Source organism: Lysinibacillus sp. UBA5990 (assembly GCF_002429815.1).
GTDB lineage: Bacteria > Bacillota > Bacilli > Bacillales_A > Planococcaceae > Lysinibacillus > Lysinibacillus fusiformis.
This window is the reverse complement of sequence record NZ_DJAY01000015.1, coordinates 366117-386090: the sequence shown is the minus strand read 5'-3', so window position 1 is coordinate 386090 and position 19974 is coordinate 366117. Positions and strand designations below refer to the sequence as shown.

The 19974-nt window shown below is 36.5% G+C and carries 19 protein-coding genes; 5 read left to right on the top strand and 14 right to left on the bottom strand.

Annotation, left to right across the window (positions count from 1 at the left end; translation table 11 throughout):
* Positions 1–177: 177 nt before the first annotated feature.
* The 4 genes from B3D94_RS14400 to B3D94_RS14385 form a co-directional block, all read right to left on the bottom strand.
* Positions 178–1830, bottom strand: a complete 1653-nt coding sequence (locus tag B3D94_RS14400; RefSeq protein ID WP_069480586.1) for an AraC family transcriptional regulator — start codon at positions 1828–1830, stop codon at positions 178–180.
* Between the two features lie 140 nt (positions 1831–1970).
* Positions 1971–2882, bottom strand: coding sequence for an ABC transporter substrate-binding protein (locus B3D94_RS14395; RefSeq protein ID WP_069483276.1), 912 nt, complete (start codon positions 2880–2882; stop codon positions 1971–1973).
* Positions 2883–3321: 439 nt separating this feature from the next.
* Positions 3322–4371 (bottom strand): 2,3-butanediol dehydrogenase, encoded by a 1050-nt coding sequence (locus B3D94_RS14390; RefSeq protein ID WP_069480585.1) that lies wholly within the window; start codon positions 4369–4371, stop codon positions 3322–3324.
* 19 nt (positions 4372–4390) lie between these two features.
* Entirely contained in the window at positions 4391–5029 is a 639-nt protein-coding gene (locus B3D94_RS14385; RefSeq protein WP_036124377.1) for a GntR family transcriptional regulator, read from the bottom strand.
* A gap of 465 nt (positions 5030–5494) precedes the next feature.
* Here B3D94_RS14385 and B3D94_RS14380 point away from each other — a divergent pair, with 465 nt between their 5' ends.
* Positions 5495–6892, top strand: a complete 1398-nt coding sequence (locus B3D94_RS14380) for a hypothetical protein (RefSeq protein WP_291757906.1) — start codon at positions 5495–5497, stop codon at positions 6890–6892.
* 52 nt (positions 6893–6944) lie between these two features.
* On the opposite strand, the gene B3D94_RS14375 is transcribed toward B3D94_RS14380, so the two are convergent.
* The 6 genes from B3D94_RS14375 to B3D94_RS14350 are packed head-to-tail and all read right to left on the bottom strand — an operon-like array spanning position 6945 to position 11534.
* The gene (locus tag B3D94_RS14375) at positions 6945–7328 is read right to left on the bottom strand and encodes a GntR family transcriptional regulator (protein WP_291757905.1); all 384 of its coding nucleotides are present in this window, start codon (positions 7326–7328) and stop codon (positions 6945–6947) included.
* A 7-nt stretch (positions 7329–7335) separates the two neighbouring features.
* Positions 7336–8907 (bottom strand): hypothetical protein, encoded by a 1572-nt coding sequence (locus tag B3D94_RS14370; RefSeq protein WP_291757904.1) that lies wholly within the window; start codon positions 8905–8907, stop codon positions 7336–7338.
* A complete protein-coding gene (locus tag B3D94_RS14365; RefSeq protein WP_291757902.1) occupies positions 8897–9598 on the bottom strand; it encodes an ABC transporter ATP-binding protein in 702 nt (233 codons plus the stop codon). Before B3D94_RS14365 ends, B3D94_RS14370 begins: the two co-directional genes overlap by 11 nt.
* Before the next feature lie 14 nt (positions 9599–9612).
* Positions 9613–10392 (bottom strand): ABC transporter permease, encoded by a 780-nt coding sequence (locus tag B3D94_RS14360; protein WP_291757901.1) that lies wholly within the window; start codon positions 10390–10392, stop codon positions 9613–9615.
* Positions 10393–10396: 4 nt separating this feature from the next.
* Positions 10397–11299, bottom strand: a complete 903-nt coding sequence (locus tag B3D94_RS14355) for an ABC transporter ATP-binding protein (RefSeq protein WP_069480578.1) — start codon at positions 11297–11299, stop codon at positions 10397–10399.
* A complete protein-coding gene (locus B3D94_RS14350; RefSeq protein WP_291757899.1) occupies positions 11283–11534 on the bottom strand; it encodes a PLD nuclease N-terminal domain-containing protein in 252 nt (83 codons plus the stop codon). The genes B3D94_RS14355 and B3D94_RS14350 overlap by 17 nt, the downstream gene beginning before the upstream one ends.
* A 185-nt stretch (positions 11535–11719) precedes the next feature.
* On the opposite strand from B3D94_RS14350, the gene B3D94_RS14345 reads away from it, so the two are divergent.
* Positions 11720–12259, top strand: coding sequence for a transcriptional regulator (locus B3D94_RS14345; RefSeq protein WP_069480576.1), 540 nt, complete (start codon positions 11720–11722; stop codon positions 12257–12259).
* Positions 12260–12292: 33 nt separating this feature from the next.
* Positions 12293–13153, top strand: a complete 861-nt coding sequence (locus tag B3D94_RS14340; RefSeq protein WP_069480575.1) for a YitT family protein — start codon at positions 12293–12295, stop codon at positions 13151–13153.
* 61 nt (positions 13154–13214) lie between these two features.
* Here B3D94_RS14340 and B3D94_RS14335 read toward each other — a convergent pair whose 3' ends face one another.
* A complete protein-coding gene (locus tag B3D94_RS14335; protein WP_291757896.1) occupies positions 13215–14372 on the bottom strand; it encodes a YbfB/YjiJ family MFS transporter in 1158 nt (385 codons plus the stop codon).
* Between the two features lie 102 nt (positions 14373–14474).
* Between B3D94_RS14335 and B3D94_RS14330 the strand changes: the two genes are divergently transcribed.
* Positions 14475–15347: a LysR family transcriptional regulator gene (locus tag B3D94_RS14330; RefSeq protein ID WP_069480573.1), complete on the top strand. Its 873-nt coding sequence runs from the start codon at positions 14475–14477 to the stop codon at positions 15345–15347.
* 187 nt (positions 15348–15534) lie between these two features.
* On the opposite strand, the gene B3D94_RS14325 is transcribed toward B3D94_RS14330, so the two are convergent.
* Positions 15535–17136 (bottom strand): Na/Pi cotransporter family protein, encoded by a 1602-nt coding sequence (locus B3D94_RS14325; protein ID WP_175422995.1) that lies wholly within the window; start codon positions 17134–17136, stop codon positions 15535–15537.
* A gap of 282 nt (positions 17137–17418) precedes the next feature.
* On the opposite strand from B3D94_RS14325, the gene B3D94_RS14320 reads away from it, so the two are divergent.
* On the top strand, positions 17419–17724 hold the full coding sequence (locus B3D94_RS14320; RefSeq protein WP_291757895.1) for a hypothetical protein: 306 nt from the start codon (positions 17419–17421) through the stop codon (positions 17722–17724).
* A gap of 9 nt (positions 17725–17733) precedes the next feature.
* On the opposite strand, the gene B3D94_RS14315 is transcribed toward B3D94_RS14320, so the two are convergent.
* Entirely contained in the window at positions 17734–19245 is a 1512-nt protein-coding gene (locus B3D94_RS14315; RefSeq protein WP_291757894.1) for a sensor histidine kinase, read from the bottom strand.
* Entirely contained in the window at positions 19229–19930 is a 702-nt protein-coding gene (locus B3D94_RS14310) for a response regulator transcription factor (protein ID WP_069480569.1), read from the bottom strand. Before B3D94_RS14310 ends, B3D94_RS14315 begins: the two co-directional genes overlap by 17 nt.
* Positions 19931–19974 lie beyond the last annotated feature (44 nt).

Below are 19974 nucleotides of genomic sequence, written 5' to 3'. Positions count from 1 at the left end.
ACTCTACACTCCGGTTAAGTTGGTGAAGAAAGTACGCAGAAATCGTGGCTCTTCGTTCCAATCAACTTTTAGAGAAAAATAACAAAAGCTATCGAGGGAACTTCTCGATAGCTGTAAAATAAATATTTGTATGATAGTAAGCTTTTGAAGGTTGGTGACCTATCCCTCTCCTTCTTATCATCCTCTCTTAAAAATATTTGGTAGTTCTTCTAGTAACCGTCCCCGAGTAATCGGGTCATCATAATTCCATATAGCATCTAAAAAATGAGTCTTACCAGGACTTAACTCGGCTAAAGCCGAAATATGTGGACAGTGAGAGACAGTATGTAATTCCTTACGAGAAGCTAAGACAAAATTACGATCTCCAGCATAGTGGCTTATTTGCTGGTGCTGAATTTCTATCCATGCCTCCCCTTCCTCGATTAGGTGCATCACTTTTTCTGAGGGACGAAAGCCCAGTGATTCATATAAAGAGCTCGCCAATCCATTCATGCCCATAATATAAAGCTTTTCACCTAACTTGAGATAAACAGTAGCTGTTTCTCCAGTTACATAGGCATCTGCTAATTGTCTCCGCACCAATCTTACTTTGTCTTCATATGTAGTAATCCATTTCTCTGCAGCCTTACTACGTTCAAAAAGTTTGGCGATATACCGTAACCGCTCAAATAGTCTAAACTTTTTGTCCAGTACAACCGTTGGAGCAAGCGCATTTAGTTCCTGCAAATCTTTTGGATAATAGCTAAGTAATATAAATTCAGGCTGCAGCTGTGCTATTTTATCTGGATCGGCCCAATACCCGATACTCTGAATATTGCGTAGCTTATTATGATAAATTACGTTATCTTTCATGATAGAGATGGCCGCTCCTATTGGGGAAATACCTAAAACTAATAATTCGCCAAGTGTATGTTTGCCATCTGTCACAATACGTGTGGCATCTTGAGGAGCAAGAATCTTTCTACCAAGTGAATCGATAACTGTTCTTTGCTGTGTATGGAGTTGGATATTCGCATATTCACGTGGAGTGTTGCCAGTTAATTTATGAAAACACCTACTGAAATAATATTCATCCTTAAATCCAATTTGTCGAGCTATTTTGTTCAATGGCTCGGTGGAATTACATAGAAGTTCTTTTGCCTGGTTTATTCGTAAATGGACTAGATAATCAGTTGGTTTTTTGCCTGTCAACATTTTAAACTGTTGACTATACTGCCACCTGACCATTCCAGCCATATTAGCTAGCTGTTCTACCGTCAAATCTTCATCATAATGCTGTTCCATGTACTGGATAGTATGTTGAATCATTTTTGTCTTTTCTTCGTTCTGAAAATCGATAGCTTGCTGATCTAACTGGCCCATCATCCCTAGAATCAGTTGAAGTCTACTTTGCATCATAGCCATTTCTGATGAGGATAGAGAGGAGCAAAATTGATTCTTCATCCACACTTCATTCCCTAATACTTGCTTAACTTGAGAATATAATAGCCTATAAGGATAACCACAAAGCAAGGGTGGATGATCAACCGGATGTAAAGCCCTTCCTTTTACTTCAAAGGTTTCAAAGGTAAAACGTGCAAGCTGTGCCTCTCCGGTACTTGATTCCACAGTGTAGCGTTGTACTGGTAAAACTAGAATGCAGCTCCCTTGTCTTAGATCAATTGCAATTTTGTCTACATAGAGGCGTATGCCATGACTAAGTGCTATTAATAATGTGCACAAATTCGTTTCAGTGTCATTCCTCTTTTTATAGCTCATCGCTGCCGTCTGCTGATTAACTTGAAAACTATCATAGTGTTGTAGCCTAGTATACAGGCATGCAAAATTCATAAGCAACTCTCCAACAATTGAAAATGATTATCATTATCGTTATAATTATAACATAGATTGACTCACTATCAACGATTGTTCGAAGATTCGTTATTTTAGCAAACTAGCTGTTACAAAAATTGATTGAATAGATACAATTTTTACTGCTTGTGCATCCATTCTGGTAGCTTTTTATATAATTGCTCCAAAGCTAGCAATTCATCTGTATTCCACTCATTAGCAACAACATAAACATTTCCTTTTTGGACTGCAGGCAATGTTCCCCATATTGGACTTTGAAGCAGCCGGTCAGCTTCTGATTCACTTTCATCATCCTCTTGTACAATGACAAACAAATGATCACCAGCAAACTCTGAAAGTACCTCTTCTGAAACCGTAACGAAAGACACACCTTCTACATCAATAATATTCTTCTGTACTGCTGGAGGGACAGCAAAGCCATTTTCTCCATAAATAATAGCACCAAGGCTACGATCGCCCATAACATAAAGCGTTTTACCTAACTGATAGAAAACCGTTGCAGTCTCCCCTTCTGCTAATTGAATCTTTTCAAACATTTCTTTAAAGTGTGTTTCAAATTTAGCAATCACTTTAGCTACTTCTTCCTGCTTGCCCAATATATTCCCCATTTCCTTTACACGTTCTGTATAAGGAAGAGCTGGATTAAAGGGAATCGTAGTGGCTATTTTCGCCAATTCTTCATTAAGGTTTGGATCCGCCTTGTAATAACCATTAATAATCAGATCAGGTTTTAAAGTCAGAATCGTCTCTAAGTCAGCAGGATTTCCAATATCAACGATTCCTTCGAGTTTACCTTCATAGTAACTAGCTGGATCTTTCGGAAGATTATTACCTACAACTGGAATATCCATCGCCAAGAAATCACCAATTGTCTGACCAATATAAACCACTCTTTTTGGATCAGCAGGTACTTCAACTTGTTCACCAGTAATCGTTGTATATTGTACTGTTTTCTCACCTTCCTCCTTCTGTTCATCAGCCACATTGCTATTAGCATTAGAAGTACTGCATGCTGATATGATTAACAACAGGAGGACCCCCCCTACCCATCGTATTATTTTCTTTCCACGTTGTTTTGTCACATTTGTTGCTCCTTTCTTTCGGCCTTTAATTGAAAACGATTATCATTTACAACATTATTATAATTTGTGTGAAAGGGGGAAACAATGAAAAAAACGCAACGATTTCTTTGTATAAATGTCAATACTTGTCCAAAACAAAGTGATTTATTGAAGAAGAATAATAACCTAGGTAAATGCAATTAAATTATTACATATTACTACGGACGGAGCTCCTTTACTTAGTTTCTGGGGGCTTACTTTCGAAGGTGCAGCTTCTTTGCTGTTTGTGCAAGCGGGGATGCTGGGATTGCTGGTGAAGGTCTGAGGGCTTCATGTATAAAGATATAGGAAAGGAGCATGGCTGTAATTACCCATGCTCCCTTTTTAAAAATAGGAATATATGAATCTGTTAGTTTTCTCCACTAATTGCAACTAAAATTTTAGATTGCGTTTTGTCGCTTGTTAATGTTTTAAATCCTCTGTCAACAATTTCATCTAGTTCAATTTGGCTTGTAATGATACCTTGTGGATTTAGTTGACCCGAGCTCATTGCATCAATTGTTCTTTGGAAAATTGACGGTGTATACACAATGGAGGATAGTATATTAACACCTGTATTTGTAAGTTGCATTGGATTCCATTCGATTGGTCTAGCAAAAATCGAAACAATCATCATATTACCTCGAGGTTTTGTTACATCAATTGCTTGCTTAAAGGTAGGAGCAACTCCCGCAACCTCAAAGGATACATCCACCCCATCTGCAACAATTGCCCGAACTGCTTGTACAGGATTTTCTTTACCAGAATTAATAGCATGGGTAGCACCTAATTCTTTTGCCTTTTCTAATCGGTCATCAGATAAATCCAATACGATAACTTTACTTGCGCCAGATGCTTTTGCAGCGATTACTGTTAATAACCCAATAGGTCCAGCCCCAAATACTGCAACCGAATCTCCTAATGTAACCCCAGCATCTTTGACAGCTTGTACAGCAACAGCCATCGGTTCTACTAATGCACCATCTTGTAATGTTAAGTTATCTGCTAAACGGTGAATATTTGTTGCAGGAACATTAACATATTCGGCAAATCCACCATCTCCATGTAATCCAATAAAGTTAAATCCATCATAGCGATCGACATCTTCATGTTTGTTTCTATAAGTTAAAGTAGGATTGATGACAACTCGGTCTCCTGCCTTTAAGTCCTTAACGTTAGAGCCAACTTCTTCAATAATACCAGCAAATTCATGACCCATTGTCAACGGGGCAACTTCACCAGTTAAATCTGCTTTTACATCAACAGGTACGAAAACTGGACCTTCTTCGTATTCATGCAAATCACTTCCACAAATACCTGCCCATGCTACTTTTACTTTCACTTCTTCTTCTCGTAAAGCGCGTAATTCAACCTCTTCTACACGAATATCTTTCACACCATGCCAAACTGCAGCTTTCATTTATGTTACCCCCATAAAATTATTTAAATTGGTACCATAAAATAACATCTTTAATAGCTACTCGTGCATTATCAAAATCCGACGCTTCTATACATCTGATAAATGTATTGATGGACATATGGTAGGATTCAACTAGATTCATTTTCCATTTTGTTTGGGCAGCTACATTTGTAACAAAGATTGTTTCTTTAAAAAATCGTAGCATCGCTATATTTCCTGAAACATCAAAAAACAATTGTAACAAGTGAGCAAACGAAACAACATATTCATAAATATTTTCAGCAGACTTTTTTTGCTTCATCGCTTCAAAACGAAATAAAAGTTCATTTTGCAAATCGTCCGTCCATTTAGCTTCACATTTTGTCAGTGCAAAATCCAAAAGGTTATAAAGCGCTTCCAAATAATCCTTCAATTCCTGATCAGATATGGTTTTCACTCTTACACCTTTATGTTGTACTTTTTCAACTACACCATCTTTTTGTAAAAGATAAAGCGCCTCACGGACAGGTGCATGACTTACTTGTAACTCTTTTGCAATTTCCGCTTCTATTAAGCGCTGACCTTGTTCATAATAGCCAGAAAATATGCGAAATAATAATTGTTCAGCTATTTGCTCAGAAATTGTCTTTTTTGAAATTGAATTTTCATCAAACCCCATTAAACCACTCCAATAAATTTATATGTTTTATTTTAACATAGTTCAGTGTATAGAGTGATTAGCTACAGACGTTATATATTATGGATTATAGATTATCGATAATCTATAAAAGTATTCTATTATAAAAATCCAATTCTTTCAATTATCTTGTTTTGGGTAGGAGAGAAATTCAAATCTATTAATGGAGTGGTTATTACGCTGATTACTTTCATGGAGAGAGTTAAGAAGTTATGTAACACAAGGCTGAAAACAATTAGTACCCCTTTTATTTATACAATTCATTAAGATTGATCAAAGTACCAAAGTACCTCCTGTAATGGTCATCCCCTATATGTATTGATTGTTTTATTGCCAATTAGCAAATCACATTTCCCTTCACTTAGACTGAAATTTTTTTAAATTTATCACCAACTTTTTTCCCCTTCATATTCTATAGAATCAGATCGAATATTGAGGGGGAAACATATGGAGGTTGAATTTACTGCTCTCCATTGGATTTACGTTATTTTTATTGTGCTTATCATCGGATTTATGGTTAAACGTCGCGATACCACCCTCATTTGTGTAATAGGCATATTCATGCTAGCAATTGTTGCGACTGGCGATTTAACTTCATCCATTAGTGGTGTATTTAATAGCTTTATTTATGCCATTACAGAGTTGTTATCTACCATTCTTATCATTTCTATTATTGTTGCTATGAGCCGGGTCATGATGACTTCAGGAATTAACGAGGTTATGGTTGCGCCATTTACGAAAATCATTAAAACACCAGCTCTTGCTTATTGGACGATTGGCCTATTAATGATGATTATTTCTTGGTTTTTCTGGCCTTCACCTGCAGTGGCATTGTTAGGGGCAGTACTCTTGCCTGTTGCCATTCGAGCAGGTTTGCCAGCACTCGGAGTGGCGATGGCGATGAACTTATTTGGTCATGGGATAGCATTATCGAGTGATTTTGTCATCCAGGGTGCACCGAAGCTAACAGCAGATGCTGCTGGTATTCCTGTTGGGGACGTGGTGTCTGCTAGTATTCCGCTCGTCATTACTATGGGTGTTGTAACGACCATCGTTGCTTATATCTTCTTGCGGCGAGATATGAAACGTGGAACTTTACTTTTAAACACAGCAAATTCGGCAGAAGAAAACGGTGAGCAAGAAACGATAGAAAATTTACTGTCAATTGGGCAAAAACGTTTCTTCGCTGTGCTTATTCCGATTGCTTTTATCTTAGATGTCATCGCCATGTCGGTTTTCAAATTACAGGGTGGCGATGCAACTGCTTTAATTGGTGGAACCTCCGTTTTCATATTACTTTTGCTTAGTATGGTAGCCCATCAAACAGAGGGGCTTGAAAAAACAACAAGCTATTTAATTCAAGGGTTTCAATTCGGCTTTAAAGTCTTCGGGCCAGTTATCCCGATTGCTGCTTTCTTCTATTTAGGAGATGCAGGCTTCACGCAAATACTCGGAGATCATTTGCCCGCCACCTCGCACGGTATTGTCAATGATCTCGGTGTTGGTCTTGCAGCAATAGTCCCTTTAACTAAGGAAATTGCGGTGGTTACTTTGGCTGTGGTTGGAGCTATTACTGGATTAGATGGCTCGGGCTTCTCAGGAATTTCCTTAGCGGGCTCTGTCGGAAGTTTATTCGGCAATGCGTTAGGCGAGGGAACTGCTACTTTAACTGCTTTAGGGCAAATTACTGCCATTTGGGTTGGTGGCGGTACATTGATTCCTTGGGCATTAATTCCAGCAGCTGCCATTTGTAATGTGAGCCCATTCGAGCTCGCAAGGCGGAACTTAATCCCTGTAGTCATTGGGCTTGTTGTGACAACAATTGTAGCGGTGTTTTTGATTTAAATAGGGCAAAAAAGAGATGGCTCCTTAGGATCAGGAGCCGTCTCTTTTTAATTTAACGATCAGTGTAATATTTTTGTAAAACTCCTTCAAACAACTGCTTAAGGTAAATTTTATTAATCCCTAAAATAGAAGATTCTATAAGTATTTGTTCAATACTTATAGATATTTGTTGAAGATAAATATTTATTGCTTCCCCAGAATCAACAATAACTATTGCTTTGGAATGGGGTTTAATGGTGATGATCCCTTTTTTCTGAAGTTCCTTGTAACTTTTATGAACAGTATGAAGATTAAGATTTGTTTGGATTGCTAAATTACGAATGGATGGCAAATAGTCCCCTTTTTTTAGATTTCCAGTCACTGTGGCTAATAGCAGCTGCTGAGTGAGCTGCTGATAAAATGGAACCTTACTTCTATTATTTACTTTCAAATTCAATTGCCAACTATCCCTTCATGTTAGAAATGACTCCATAAATTAATGTAATTGTACATAGTATTGCAATGAACGAAATAATAATGGCTGCTGTCAATGGGGGAATTCCCACAAACAATAGACAGAAATGAAGAAGCAGAGTGATGATTAAAACAGGTGTTCCGTATAATAGGCTTATTAATACAGTTGGATTGGATTTAATGGCTTCCGATGGATTTGACCATGCAAGAAATGGATGTTTTTTATCATAAAGTGGCGTCACGGCATTATAAGCGATGACTATAAATATGGTCATTGCTAAAAACAAAACCGTTATCACATCCCCTTTGCCAAATAACGTATAGATTATGTAACTTATTAAGACCGCTCCTATACTTATGCAGGAGGATACAATAACTTTGGCCATATAAATTTTCCGTGGATTAAATGGAAGCGTTATGCTGGTTGCATAGTATTTTCCCTCTCTTGAATAGGGTGTTCCACTTATATTGTTTATACAACTCATCAGCAAAACTAAATAGACAAATAGGTATCTTTCATCATTCATCAGCCAATCCGATTTTAATATATTCATTTGAATACTTAGTAAGAAAATAATCGTACAAATAGGCGTTAACATGAATCCTATAATAACTTGCATTTTAAAATATGATTCTGATTGTAAAATCCAATATTCACGTTGCAAATAATAGACCCAAGATCCTTTAATACCACTTCCCCAAACCTTGGTCGTTTTTTCTCTCTTGTTTACAAGTAAGCCATATTCATAATACTTAACTGCATTGATTATAATGGTCGCTTTAAACAATACATAGCATAGGATGATGATTGCAGTGAAATAGATGAAGCTTTGTATAGTAGTCATTGGAAACAGTGCCTCTACCAATGATTGTTGCATGGTAAAACGATAGCCTATCTCGAATATCGTAGAGATTGATGCTCTTAAAGATGAGAGTGTGGAAGTATCCAATTTCTCCATAGCAACGCTAATTGCAGGATAATTTCTCATCACAAAATAGAAGATTGGGCTTATTCCAAGAACTAAGATAACGATCATTCTCAGCAAATACACGGATGTCTCATTAAATACAGTTCGAAAATGATTGAAAATGGATAATATAAATAAAAGGAACAGTGTAAGAAATACATTCATGGCCAATATAAACAGTATTGTTTTGATCGCTATTCCTAGCTCCCACTCTATCCAGACTAAGATAAATGTAGGTATTGATAGAATACTAACTACCACTAACGGCAATACAACCCCACTGACTATTTTCGACATGATAATATGCTTCGAAGAAATAGGTAAATGACCCATAATAAAAAAATCATTTTGACTAAACACTACCGAAACAGCAAAATATACGATTAAAATATACGTGACACCGCTTGAAAGAAGCATATTATAAAATAAAAATATCTCTGGGGTCACCATAAAGTACATCACGAAGGTGAGTATCACGTATTGGATGGATACATAAAGGATGGCAAGAATGAAAAGAACCTGGATTATTGGTTGCTTTGGCTTTGCATAAAGAGATGTTAAGAAGAACTTAATTAATAAATGATTAGCTGTCATTGGTTTGCTTCTCCAAAAATATAGTCTCAAGGCTTCCATCTACCAATAAATTTTCCAAACGTTCATGTAATACAATTTTTCCATCTTTTAAAAATGCAATGGATTGACAAATTTTTTCAGCCACATCTAACAAATGGGTTGAAAATAAAATAGTCCCCCCGCTATCTATATAGTCCTTGATACAATTTTTAAACGCAACCACAGCGAGAGGATCCAAACCATTTAAGGGCTCATCCATGATAAGGAGAGGTGGACAAATTGTAAATGCAGTAATTAATGCCATTTTATGAAGCATTCCATATGAATACGTTCCCAAAGGTTTATTAATACTTGCCTCCATTCCGAAGCTCGTAATAAGTCTTTGCAGTTTAGATTCTTCCTTCTTTTCATACAGTTTTAAAACGAAATGAATCCAATCATACGCTGTGATGTTTGAAAACATATGAATCGTATCCGGTATAAAATAGAATTGCTTTTTATAATTTTGTGACTGTGATTTCGGTACATTATTAATTGTCACTTTTCCATTATCTTGTTCTACTAATCCAATTATACAATTTAATGTGGTTGTTTTCCCTGCACCATTACCACCAACGAACCCAACTATCTCTCCCTTTTCTACCTTTAACTCTATGCCTTTTAAAACCTCATGTGATCCATATGCTATATGTAAATTTTCTATCTTTAACAATTTCTCCCTCCCATTTAAAACTTCTTTCTTGCAATGAAATGGCGCATGGTAGCAATCATGCATATAACTAGGAGCATCGTAAATGCAATATGGATACCATACCAAGCTTTAATATCTCCTGACATCAATATAGTAGTAGCATGCAAGCTATTACTTGCGGGATTAACAACATCCAAGAGCGGATGTAAACCAGCAATAAAACGGCAGATAAATAGGACGACAATACTTACTAAAGCTATAAAAGCCGCACTATTAAAAAACGTGCTCATCATGGCAACAAAGGTAATAACAAATAATAGCCAGACACAATAAAATAGCAAAGCCAGCAAAGCATGCGTCACTGGTACCGTCGTAAATAAATAGGATGTATAGCCATAGGACATCCCGTAGCCTAGAGCTGTACAGAAAACAGCTACTAGATAATGGACAATAATTTTACTATTTAAGTAGGATGAGATAGATACTGGTCTTGTAAGAATAAATGCCATCATTCCATTCGCTTTTTCACCTTGTATAATGTTCATTGCTGCAACTGCTAAAATAATAATACCTAACTGATCAAACTGCGAACTTAGGGTTGTGGCTAGTACTTCGCTTCCATCCGGCTTTGCCAAGGTTGGGTCAATCATTATACCGTCCACACCACCCATTGATTGCAAAATAACCGGCATGTAGTACATCATAATCGGCTGTGTTAACCCAAGTAGAATAAAGACAATTGGTAGCCAGACAATTTTAAATTCCTTCGTCATTTGAGTTACTTCTTTTTTACTTAATGCCAAAAAAGTATTCACAATCTCACACCACCAATTCTAAAAATATTTCTTCTAAGCTTTCATGAATGCCCATTTCAAACTTTAACAACATGACATTTGAGTCTATCGCATACTGTAACAATCTTTGAGCATCTTCCTCCAAATGATGGACGTGTATTTTAAAGCCATTTCTTTCATTTTCGACTTTCTTGACATAGGATAACTGTTCAACCATTGTTACCCAATCAAAGTCTTCTTGGCGAATCATCAAATAAATGGCAGATTCTTGGTGACGTTCCAACAACTGATCTTTTGTAGCGTCCTCTATTTTGTGACCATTTTGAATGACGACAAAGCGTTCACAAATTTCCTCCGCATCACTCAATATATGGGTTGATAGTAAGATGGTTGTTTCTTTTTTAATCTCTTTTAAAAGATTCAACACTTCCCGTCTTCCAATTGGATCTAAAGCTGATACTGGCTCATCCATAATCATCAAAGCTGGTTTATGCAATAAAGCTTGTGCGATGCCAAGTCGTTGCTTCATACCACCAGAAAAAGTTCCAACCTGAAAATGAGCTTCTTTCCCTAATCCAACTTTTTCTAAAAGCAAAGGAATTTCGTGCTGTAATTCATTCTTTGGTAAACCAGAAAGTGTTCCCATAAAGGATAATGTTTCAAATGCTGTCATCCAGGAGAAAAAATTGGGATATTGAGGTAAATAGCCAATCTGATTTTTCATCCTTGTAATTTGTTGACCATCGAGAAGGATTTTTCCTTCATCTGCATATAAAATGTCCGCAATGATTTGAATCAATGTCGATTTCCCTGCCCCGTTTGGTCCAATTAATCCGACGCACTCATTCGCATCAACGACCATTGAAAAATCATTCACCGCCGTTTTTTGTTTAAACCTTTTTGTAATGCCTTTAATTTCTAAGCGCACGTGTATTGACATCCTTTCTACCAATCATGAAGTATAAAACAGGACCAATTGTATTAAAAAGCACAATAATAATTGTCCACATTAGTACGTTTTCTCTCCTATTTCTGTTGCGGTATAAATCGATTAATGCAATTAGAATGAGCATAGATCCCACCAATAAAAATGGTAAAAGAATAGGAAGTATACTTGCCCAATCGAGTTGACTGATTTCATCAAAACCATAATGTAATTTCATTTTTAAAACCCCCATTCATTATCATTATCAATAATGATAACAGAGATGTTAAAAAATTTCATTACCTTTTTACTGTACATCCCCAAAAAATATCTATAGTATATTTTTTGATAATGTTCTCATTTTGATAACATTCGAATGCTTTCCTTGATACCATCTCATTATTTTATTAGGAGGATCGGTTTATGCGCAATAAAGCAGAGGTATTAATGCACCCTGTGAGAATGAAAATTTTACAAGCTCTGATGCACAATAAAGAAGAAGGTTTAAGCACTTTGGAGATGATTTCAGTCATTAAGGATGTACCGCAAGCTACTTTATATAGACATATCCAAATTTTAGTGGACGAAAACATCATAAAAATTGTGAAAGAGCGAAAAGTACGTTCTGTTACAGAGAAGTTTTATGCATTAAATGAAGGAGCAGCAAAACTTAGTAAGGAGGATTGGACACAGCTTACAACCAAACAAAAATTAAATTACATTTCCTACTATCAATTGGCACTATTATCTCAATATCAAAATTATTTACATTCACTTGATGAAAAAGAAAGTACAACAGATTTAGCTACTTTTTCTTTCATTGACTTGGCGTTAACAGCTGATCAATTCAAGAACTTTGACCACGAATTGAACGACTTATTAACTAAATACTATAATATGGCCGACTCAAGTAAAGGTTCTGAGACTAAAACAATTGCAATAAATATTATTCCAAAACCTTAAGTAGTATTTTACGTAAAGAAATGGAGAAGATTTATGAAAAAAGGAAAGTCACTAGAAAACACTCGAAAATTTATTATGATTATTATTGGGGCAGTTATTGCTGCTTATGGACTAGAAGCTGTATTAATTCCAAATGCTGTCATTGATGGCGGTGTAACAGGTCTGAGTATTATGGGAGCTCACCTATTCGGAATTCCATTAGGCTTACTGCTCTTTGTACTAAATATCCCGTTCATCTATATCGGTTATAAGCAGGTTGGAAAAACCTTTGCCTTAATGAGTAGTGCTGGTATCGCAGCATTATCCATTTCTACGGTTCTTTTACATGATGTCAAAACCATTTTAGGCCCAAATGATCCCTTACTAATTGTCTTATCTGGGGGTATGCTGCTTGGTGTAGGTATCGGTATTGTCTTACGTAACGGTGGTGCTTTAGATGGTTCGGAGGTTTTAGCTGTATTACTATCACGTAAAATTCCATTTTCAGTCGGCGATATTATCTTATTTATCAATGCCTTTATTTTCTTAGGGGCAAGCTTTATCTTTGGCTTAGAGAGCGCTTTATACTCAGCGTTAACGTATTATATTGCGAAAAATGTTATCGATATTATCCAAGTTGGTTTAGAGAAATCAAAAGAAGTCCGTGTAGTTAGTGCAAAATCTGAGGAGATTGGGGACGCGATCCAAGCTCGTCTCGGACGTGGTGTTACCTATACACATGGACGTGGTGGCTTCTCCAATGAACCAACTGAAATTTTAAACTGTGTCATTAACCGTATGGAAGAAAACAAGTTAGTTTCTATTATTAAAGATATCGATGAAGGTGCCTTTGTTGTGATTTCTGATGTTTCAGAAGTTCGTGGCGGGAACTTTAAGAAAAGAGATATCCATTAAAATAAGAGTAAGTAAGACGCCAACATGTCTTACTTACTTTTTTTATACTTATAGAGATGAACTATTCGTATTTTATTCCACCTAATAAACTCATCGCCCCAATGATTACAACTATAGCTGCACCAACTAATGGATATTGGTAGCTATTAGTAGAGTTAGCAAGTACCCCTGCTACAGTAGGTCCTACCATCTGACCTAAAGCATAGCCAGCTGTTAAATACCCTAAAATTTGGTGACTGTTTACTGGCACAATGCGTCTTGCTAGTGTTGTGACAATTGTAGTGATACCCATAAAGGTTGCCCCAAAAATAAAGGCACTTATATAAAGCATAATTGAATTTGTTGCAAATGCCGGTAGAGCTATTCCCACTGCTTGAACAACCATAGAAATCAGTAATATTTTCACATATCCATAGCGCTGTGCTAGCTTGGAACATACGATGCACGATGGAATAGCAGCTAAACCAGCTACAAACCATACCAGTGCTGCATTTCCATGAAAGCTTGTTGATTCCTGTGCAATCGAAACAATAAAAGTTCCTGTGACAATATAGCCAAGCCCCTCTAAACTATAGGCGATAATTAACCATTTCATCCATGACTTAGGTGGCATTTTTGGTAATGGTATGGATTGATTCCCCCACTGTTTTTTACTCCGTGGAATAGGCTTTACGAATAAGGCAATAAAGACAAATAATAGAACACACAACAAAGCTAAAGCTATCCATGTTCCATTCCACTTAAAGATTGCGTGAATGGGCGAAACTATGATGGCACTTATGGCTATTCCAATTCCCACACCACTATAGAAAAGCCCTGATAAATGCGATTTATTACTATCCGCCAATTGATCAAGGACTAGACTAGCAATAACTACAAAAATAAAAGCACTCACCACCCCAGAAATAAATCTGAGGACATACCAAATAATGATAGTTTCCGTAAAACCCATAAAGGCCGTAGTCAGCATACTAATTATAAGACCTGTTTGTAAAAAGGGAACACGTTTCTGTTCAATTGGTAATCGTCCCACTACTAATGCCCCAATCAGGTAGCCTAAATAATTGCTGGTTGCTAAATAGCCTGCCGTAGCGCGACTAAACCCTGATGCTTCTTGCATATAGGGTAGAATGACTGTGTATGAAAAACGTCCGATTCCCATCGCGATCATTAATGCGAATACGCCACCAATTAAATAGTGGATCGTTTGCTTTTGCATAGTACCACTCCTTCTCTTCTCCACTATATCGAATCTTTAGATATCACACATACACTAAATTAGTTATAATTGATATCAAAAAAATTGATAGCTGGAGGGCATATGAATATTAATGATCTGACTATCTTTCGAACAGTCGTTCAAACAGGAAGTTTTTCTAAAGCAGCTGCAACACTTAATTACACACAATCCAATATCTCTATGAAAATTCAAAATCTTGAGGCTATGTATAATACAACATTATTTTATCGGGGACATCGAGGTATTCAGCTAACAACTAAAGGGGAACAATTTTACGAGGTCGCCTTAAAAATGCTTCATCTCTATGAGAAATCCTTTGAACTTTTACAAGATGATGAGAATTCGAGTGGCGTTTTACGGATTGGCTCAATGGAAACAACAGCCGCTTTGCATTTACCTACCCTATTGACGACATTTCATCAAGCTCATGAAAAGATCGATATTACTATTTTAACAAGTCCATCTCAGTACAATATTGACCGTTTAATAAACTATGAAATAGATGGTGCCTTTGTGACTGGGCCCGTTTATAAAGAAAATATATTGATCAAGGAATTTGTCAACGAAGAGCTTGTCATCATTACATCAAGCAACCATAAACCTATCCTCGATTTGCGTGATATCGAGGACAGTACAGTAATTTCGTTCAGACATGGCTGTTCCTACCGAGCCGTTTTCGAGCATTGGTTACATGAGGACGGCGTACAGCCAAAAAATAGAATGGAATTTGGTACGCTTGATGGAATTATTGGCTGTGTGGCGGCTGGTCTAGGTATTACCCTACTCCCCCGCGCCATTGCAGAAAAATATATGGCAGCCTATCCATTAAAGCTGCATGAAATAACAACCAAGCAATCCCAAATTCCTACATGGTTTATTTATCGTAAGGATGAAGTACAATCACCCATCCTCCAATATTTTATAGAATCTATAGAAACTTATCATCCTTGTTAGAGGATCTAGGATTTTTCGTAATTCTCCGGCAATTTTGAGGTTCTATCCGTCACTTCCGGGATTCTATCCGTAACTTTCATAGTTTTATCCAATACTTTTGTTGTCCTATCCGTCGCATTTGAATGAAAATCTATTCATTCTATAAAAAAGCTGTTCAGTAGTTTTTTACTCTCTGAACAGCTTAATTTTAGGAAATAACAGTTTCCGCTATGTTGGATGCATGATCTCCGATTCTTTCCAAATTACTTACGATATCTGCAAATACAATGCCTGCTGAACCTGAGCATACGCCTTCATTTAATCGCTTAATATGCAATTTACGTAAACGCCTCTCCATATTATCTATTTCATTTTCTTTTTCTACTACTTGCTGTGCTAAAGATCGATCCTGTTTGTCGAGAGATTCGATAGCCATTTTTACAGTCTCTAATGTAAAAATAAACATATCTTCTAACTCTTTCAGCGCTTGATCACTTAATCGGACGCGATTACTATCTTTGTATTGAAGAAGCTCGATAATATTTTCTACATGATCACCAATACGCTCGATATCTCGAATATTATCAAACAAAGCGTGATGCAGTTGAGAATCCTGGTTCGATAGAGACTGCTTTGATAACTCTATTAAATATTCTGTGGATTTACGATCTAAGTTATTGATAGCTTCTTCTAATTGTTCGACCTTGCCTACCAATTTTGTGTCAGCTGTTTTTAAGATCGTTAACGTTTCTTCTAGACCTAGAATACTATATTCTCCCATACGTACAACTTCCATTTTTGCTTGGCCTAGTGCAATGGAAGGTGATTTCACAATTAAATTTTTATCCAAAAATTTTGGTTTATATTCGATGGCTGAATCTTCACCAGGAATTAATTTTGTTACAACATATGCCCAAACGCCAATAAATGGTAGTTGAATAAGTGTATTCATGACATTAAAAGTTCCATGAGCAAAGGCTATTTGCATTTTTGGTTCTAAATTAAGCAACCCAGCAATCCATTCTACATAGTTCGTAAATAAGCCAAGTATCAGCATAAAGATAATCGTACCTACCACGTTAAACAGTAAATGAGTGGCAGCAGCTCTTTTTGCTGCTATAGAAGCACCTAAAGCCGCTAAGATGGCAGTAATAGTTGTTCCAATATTATCTCCAAACAGAACAGGTAATGCTCCGTGTAAAGAAATTAAGTCCTCAGCATAAAGTCCTTGTAAAATACCTACTGTAGCAGAGGAAGATTGAACAATTAAAGTAAATATCGTACCTACTAGTACACCTAAAATCGGTACATCAGACATTTGGACAGTCAAATCTAAAAATGGTTGCCAATCTCGAAGTGGCTTCATCCCACCACTCATGAGCTCTAAACCAATAAATAAACCGGCAAACCCAAACAGTACTTGTCCAATATTTTGAATGATACTTTTCTTAAAGAAAAATAAGCAAATGGCACCGACTGCCATTATGGGATATGCATATGCGCCTACGTCAATCCCTATTATAAATGCGGTAATAGTTGTCCCAATATTGGCACCCATAATTACGCCGATTGCCTGGCGCAATTTCATAAGGCCTGCACTTACTAGTCCTACTGTAATAACAGTTGTTCCTGAACTGGATTGTATAAGAACCGTTACAATAATACCAACTAGTACACCCATTAATGGATTTGTTGTAAATTTATCTAAAATATCTCGTAGACGGTCACCAGCAGCCTTCTGCAAACCATCTCCCATAAATTTAATAGCAAAAAGAAATAAGCCTAACCCTCCAAGAAATTGGAAAATCATCTCCTGTATATTGATATCCAATCCATTCAGTCCCTTCCTTGTTGTCAGACTTTATTATTAATAGTTTTAAGCTTGCTGTATATATCATTTACAATGGATTAAATAAATGTTTACATTCCCTTTACAATTAGTCCAAAAAACGGACAAAAACAAATAGTATTCAACAAAAAGCAAACAGAAAAAACATGTGAGAAATCGCTATTAGGATTTCCACATGTTTTCTTTTGACGACTGAGAAAATTTCCTATAGGCTTGAAATAGACTGAGAAGGGGGGGCTTTTTATGGATATGTTTATTGCCAGTAACCGTCAACTACCCATCCGTTATTATGTGCAAGAATCTGTTTGGATTCGCCGTGGCGGTAGTACCAAGCTTCCTGATTTAACATTGCCATTTTTCGTTGAGGTAGAAATTAAAAGTCACTACAACCTAGCGATCATTAGAGATTATATTTTTGATTTTCAAAAGCAATACAAACAGACAGAAATTCAAATATTAATTAAAGACACTGCTTTTTTAGCTGCTATGCAAGATATGCTTGCAAGCTATGAACAAAAACATCACGCTATTACTATTTACTCGCTTTAAACAGATTTGTTACGCCGTAAATGGCAATGAGATAATAAAGTACAATGTCTCGTTCTTGTATTTTGCGTGAATTGTACCTCCGTGAAGTTCCACGATGCTTTTGGCAATCGCTAGTCCAAGCCCTGAGCCCTCCGTCACATTTGTTCTTGATTGATCCTTTTTATAAAATCTTTCGAATAAACTATCAAGTTCCTCTGCGGTAAATGCATCACTTTCATTGGCCACACAAATTCGAATTAGGTCGTCTTGCTCCTCAAGTGAAACTAAAATTTTCCCGTCACCAGCGCTATAGTTTATAGCATTGATTAATAGATTATCAAATACTCGAACCATTTTTTCAGAATCCAGTGCCACAAAAATACGATGTTCTGGAAAATGTTTGATAAAAAGACGTTGTTTTTGCTCTGCTAGGGGCACTAACTCCTCCATCAGTTGATCAAGCAGCTCGTTCAAACAAACCTGTTGTCGTACTAACGTATTTTTATCATTCATTAACTTCGTATAGTCAAATAAATCATCAATTAAATTTTTCAATTGCTCAGATTTAGAAAAGGCTATCTTCAAATATTCGTCATACTGTTCTTTTGTCTCATACTTCTCTTCTCTTAATAAACGCAAGTAGCCCATAATAGAGGTAAGCGGTGTTCTTAGGTCATGAGAAACGTTTGTAATGAGGTCATTCTTTTGCTGCTCAACTTTTCTTTCCATTTCAATGCTGGTCATAATTTCTTCTGCCATTTGATTGATATTATCCGTCAATAAGGCAATTTCATCCTGCCCTTTTTTCTCGATACGATAAGCTAAATCTCCCTTTGCGATTTCCATAACCCCCTCTACCAAGGATTCTATTTGCGTCATTTTACGTTTCGTTATATAGAAAAACGACAAGATAAACAAAATAACCCCAATGAAAAACGGTATAGGTCCTTCACTAGTGCTCGTTATCACTTCTCCTTGCGGAAGTCCACTTACAATGAAATAGTATTTTTTATCTTGCAAGGTCAGCGGTACTAAGGTAGAAAATTCTTCACGTGAAGTTACCATGTTGGGAGGCGCTTCTTCAAACGGCTGATTCATCGTAAAATTCATGGAATTCCTAATTTCTTCATGTAAATCGATGTGTTTTTCTTTTACTTGCTTTGTTTTGTATAAAACCTCACCAACCTCATCCGTTACGATCATCTTTAACGTATTCTGATGGCTCTCCATTTTTTCATTTTCTTGGTCGATTGATTGACGTAATGAATCAACACTGTTTTCTTGAATCGCTAACTCCGCTATATCGAGTGCTTGAAAATACATCACCCTCATACTGAAACTATAATCAATAATAGCGCTCTCATTAATATTTTCAAATAATGGAAGAACTGCACGGGACACTAAAAAACTTCCAAGAGCACATAAAATAAATGTCGTAAATAGTTGTATTCTAATACTACGTTGAATATTGTTTTTAATTTTTTCACCAATGTGGGTTATTAACTCTACTAGCTTGAAAAATAGCCTAAAGATCCTTTTCAACTTTATACCCTACTCCCCATACGGTTTTGATATATTGAGGATTTCTTGGATTCGTTTCAATGCGCTCTCGAATTTTTCGAATATGTACCATCACTGTGTTTTCTGATTGAAATGCTTCCTCTTTCCAAACCCTTTCATAGATTTGCTCTGCACTCATCACAATTCCTGGATTACTTGAAAGTAATTCTAAAATAGCAAACTCTCTTGGCGTTAGCTTTACTTTTTCATTGTTAACCAAGACCTCATGTGTCGCTGTGTTGATTCGTAAGTCTCCAATTTCAATTTCATCACTGCTACTTTTATTCAAGCCATTTAATTTTAGATAGCGCCGAAGCTGTGATTTAATTCTTGCGACTAGCTCTAATGGGTTAAAGGGCTTGGTGACATAATCATCTGCTCCTATTGTTAAGCCCATAATTTTATCCATATCCTGAGATTTAGCAGTCAACATAATAATAGGCATTTCTGCTATTTCCCTTACCTTCATACACATTTCCATACCATCCACATTCGGCATCATTAGATCCAAAACGATTAAATGTATCTCCTGTTTCTTTAATAGCTGTAACCCCTCCTCACCATCACATGCCTCGAGCACTTGATAGCCTTCGTTTTTTAAATAAATCGCAATAAGATTTCTAATTTCCTTTTCATCATCCACAATTAGAATTGTTTCGTTACTCATCTAACCCCACCATTCAAATATTTACCAATAAACGTTCCTATTTT

Excerpts from the sequence above, each read along its gene's own strand:
- B3D94_RS14400 (WP_069480586.1), bottom strand. The coding sequence starts at position 1,830 with ATGAATTTTGCATGCCTGTATACTAGGCTACAACACTATGATAGTTTT.
- B3D94_RS14390 (WP_069480585.1), bottom strand. The coding sequence starts at position 4,371 with ATGAAAGCTGCAGTTTGGCATGGTGTGAAAGATATTCGTGTAGAAGAG.
- B3D94_RS14385 (WP_036124377.1), bottom strand. The coding sequence starts at position 5,029 with ATGGGGTTTGATGAAAATTCAATTTCAAAAAAGACAATTTCTGAGCAA.
- B3D94_RS14380 (WP_291757906.1), top strand. The coding sequence starts at position 5,495 with ATGGAGGTTGAATTTACTGCTCTCCATTGGATTTACGTTATTTTTATT.
- B3D94_RS14370 (WP_291757904.1), bottom strand. The coding sequence starts at position 8,907 with ATGACAGCTAATCATTTATTAATTAAGTTCTTCTTAACATCTCTTTAT.
- B3D94_RS14350 (WP_291757899.1), bottom strand. The coding sequence starts at position 11,534 with ATGAAATTACATTATGGTTTTGATGAAATCAGTCAACTCGATTGGGCA.
- B3D94_RS14345 (WP_069480576.1), top strand. The coding sequence starts at position 11,720 with ATGCGCAATAAAGCAGAGGTATTAATGCACCCTGTGAGAATGAAAATT.
- B3D94_RS14340 (WP_069480575.1), top strand. The coding sequence starts at position 12,293 with ATGAAAAAAGGAAAGTCACTAGAAAACACTCGAAAATTTATTATGATT.
- B3D94_RS14335 (WP_291757896.1), bottom strand. The coding sequence starts at position 14,372 with ATGCAAAAGCAAACGATCCACTATTTAATTGGTGGCGTATTCGCATTA.
- B3D94_RS14330 (WP_069480573.1), top strand. The coding sequence starts at position 14,475 with ATGAATATTAATGATCTGACTATCTTTCGAACAGTCGTTCAAACAGGA.
- B3D94_RS14325 (WP_175422995.1), bottom strand. The coding sequence starts at position 17,136 with ATGATTTTCCAATTTCTTGGAGGGTTAGGCTTATTTCTTTTTGCTATT.
- B3D94_RS14320 (WP_291757895.1), top strand. The coding sequence starts at position 17,419 with ATGGATATGTTTATTGCCAGTAACCGTCAACTACCCATCCGTTATTAT.
- B3D94_RS14310 (WP_069480569.1), bottom strand. The coding sequence starts at position 19,930 with ATGAGTAACGAAACAATTCTAATTGTGGATGATGAAAAGGAAATTAGA.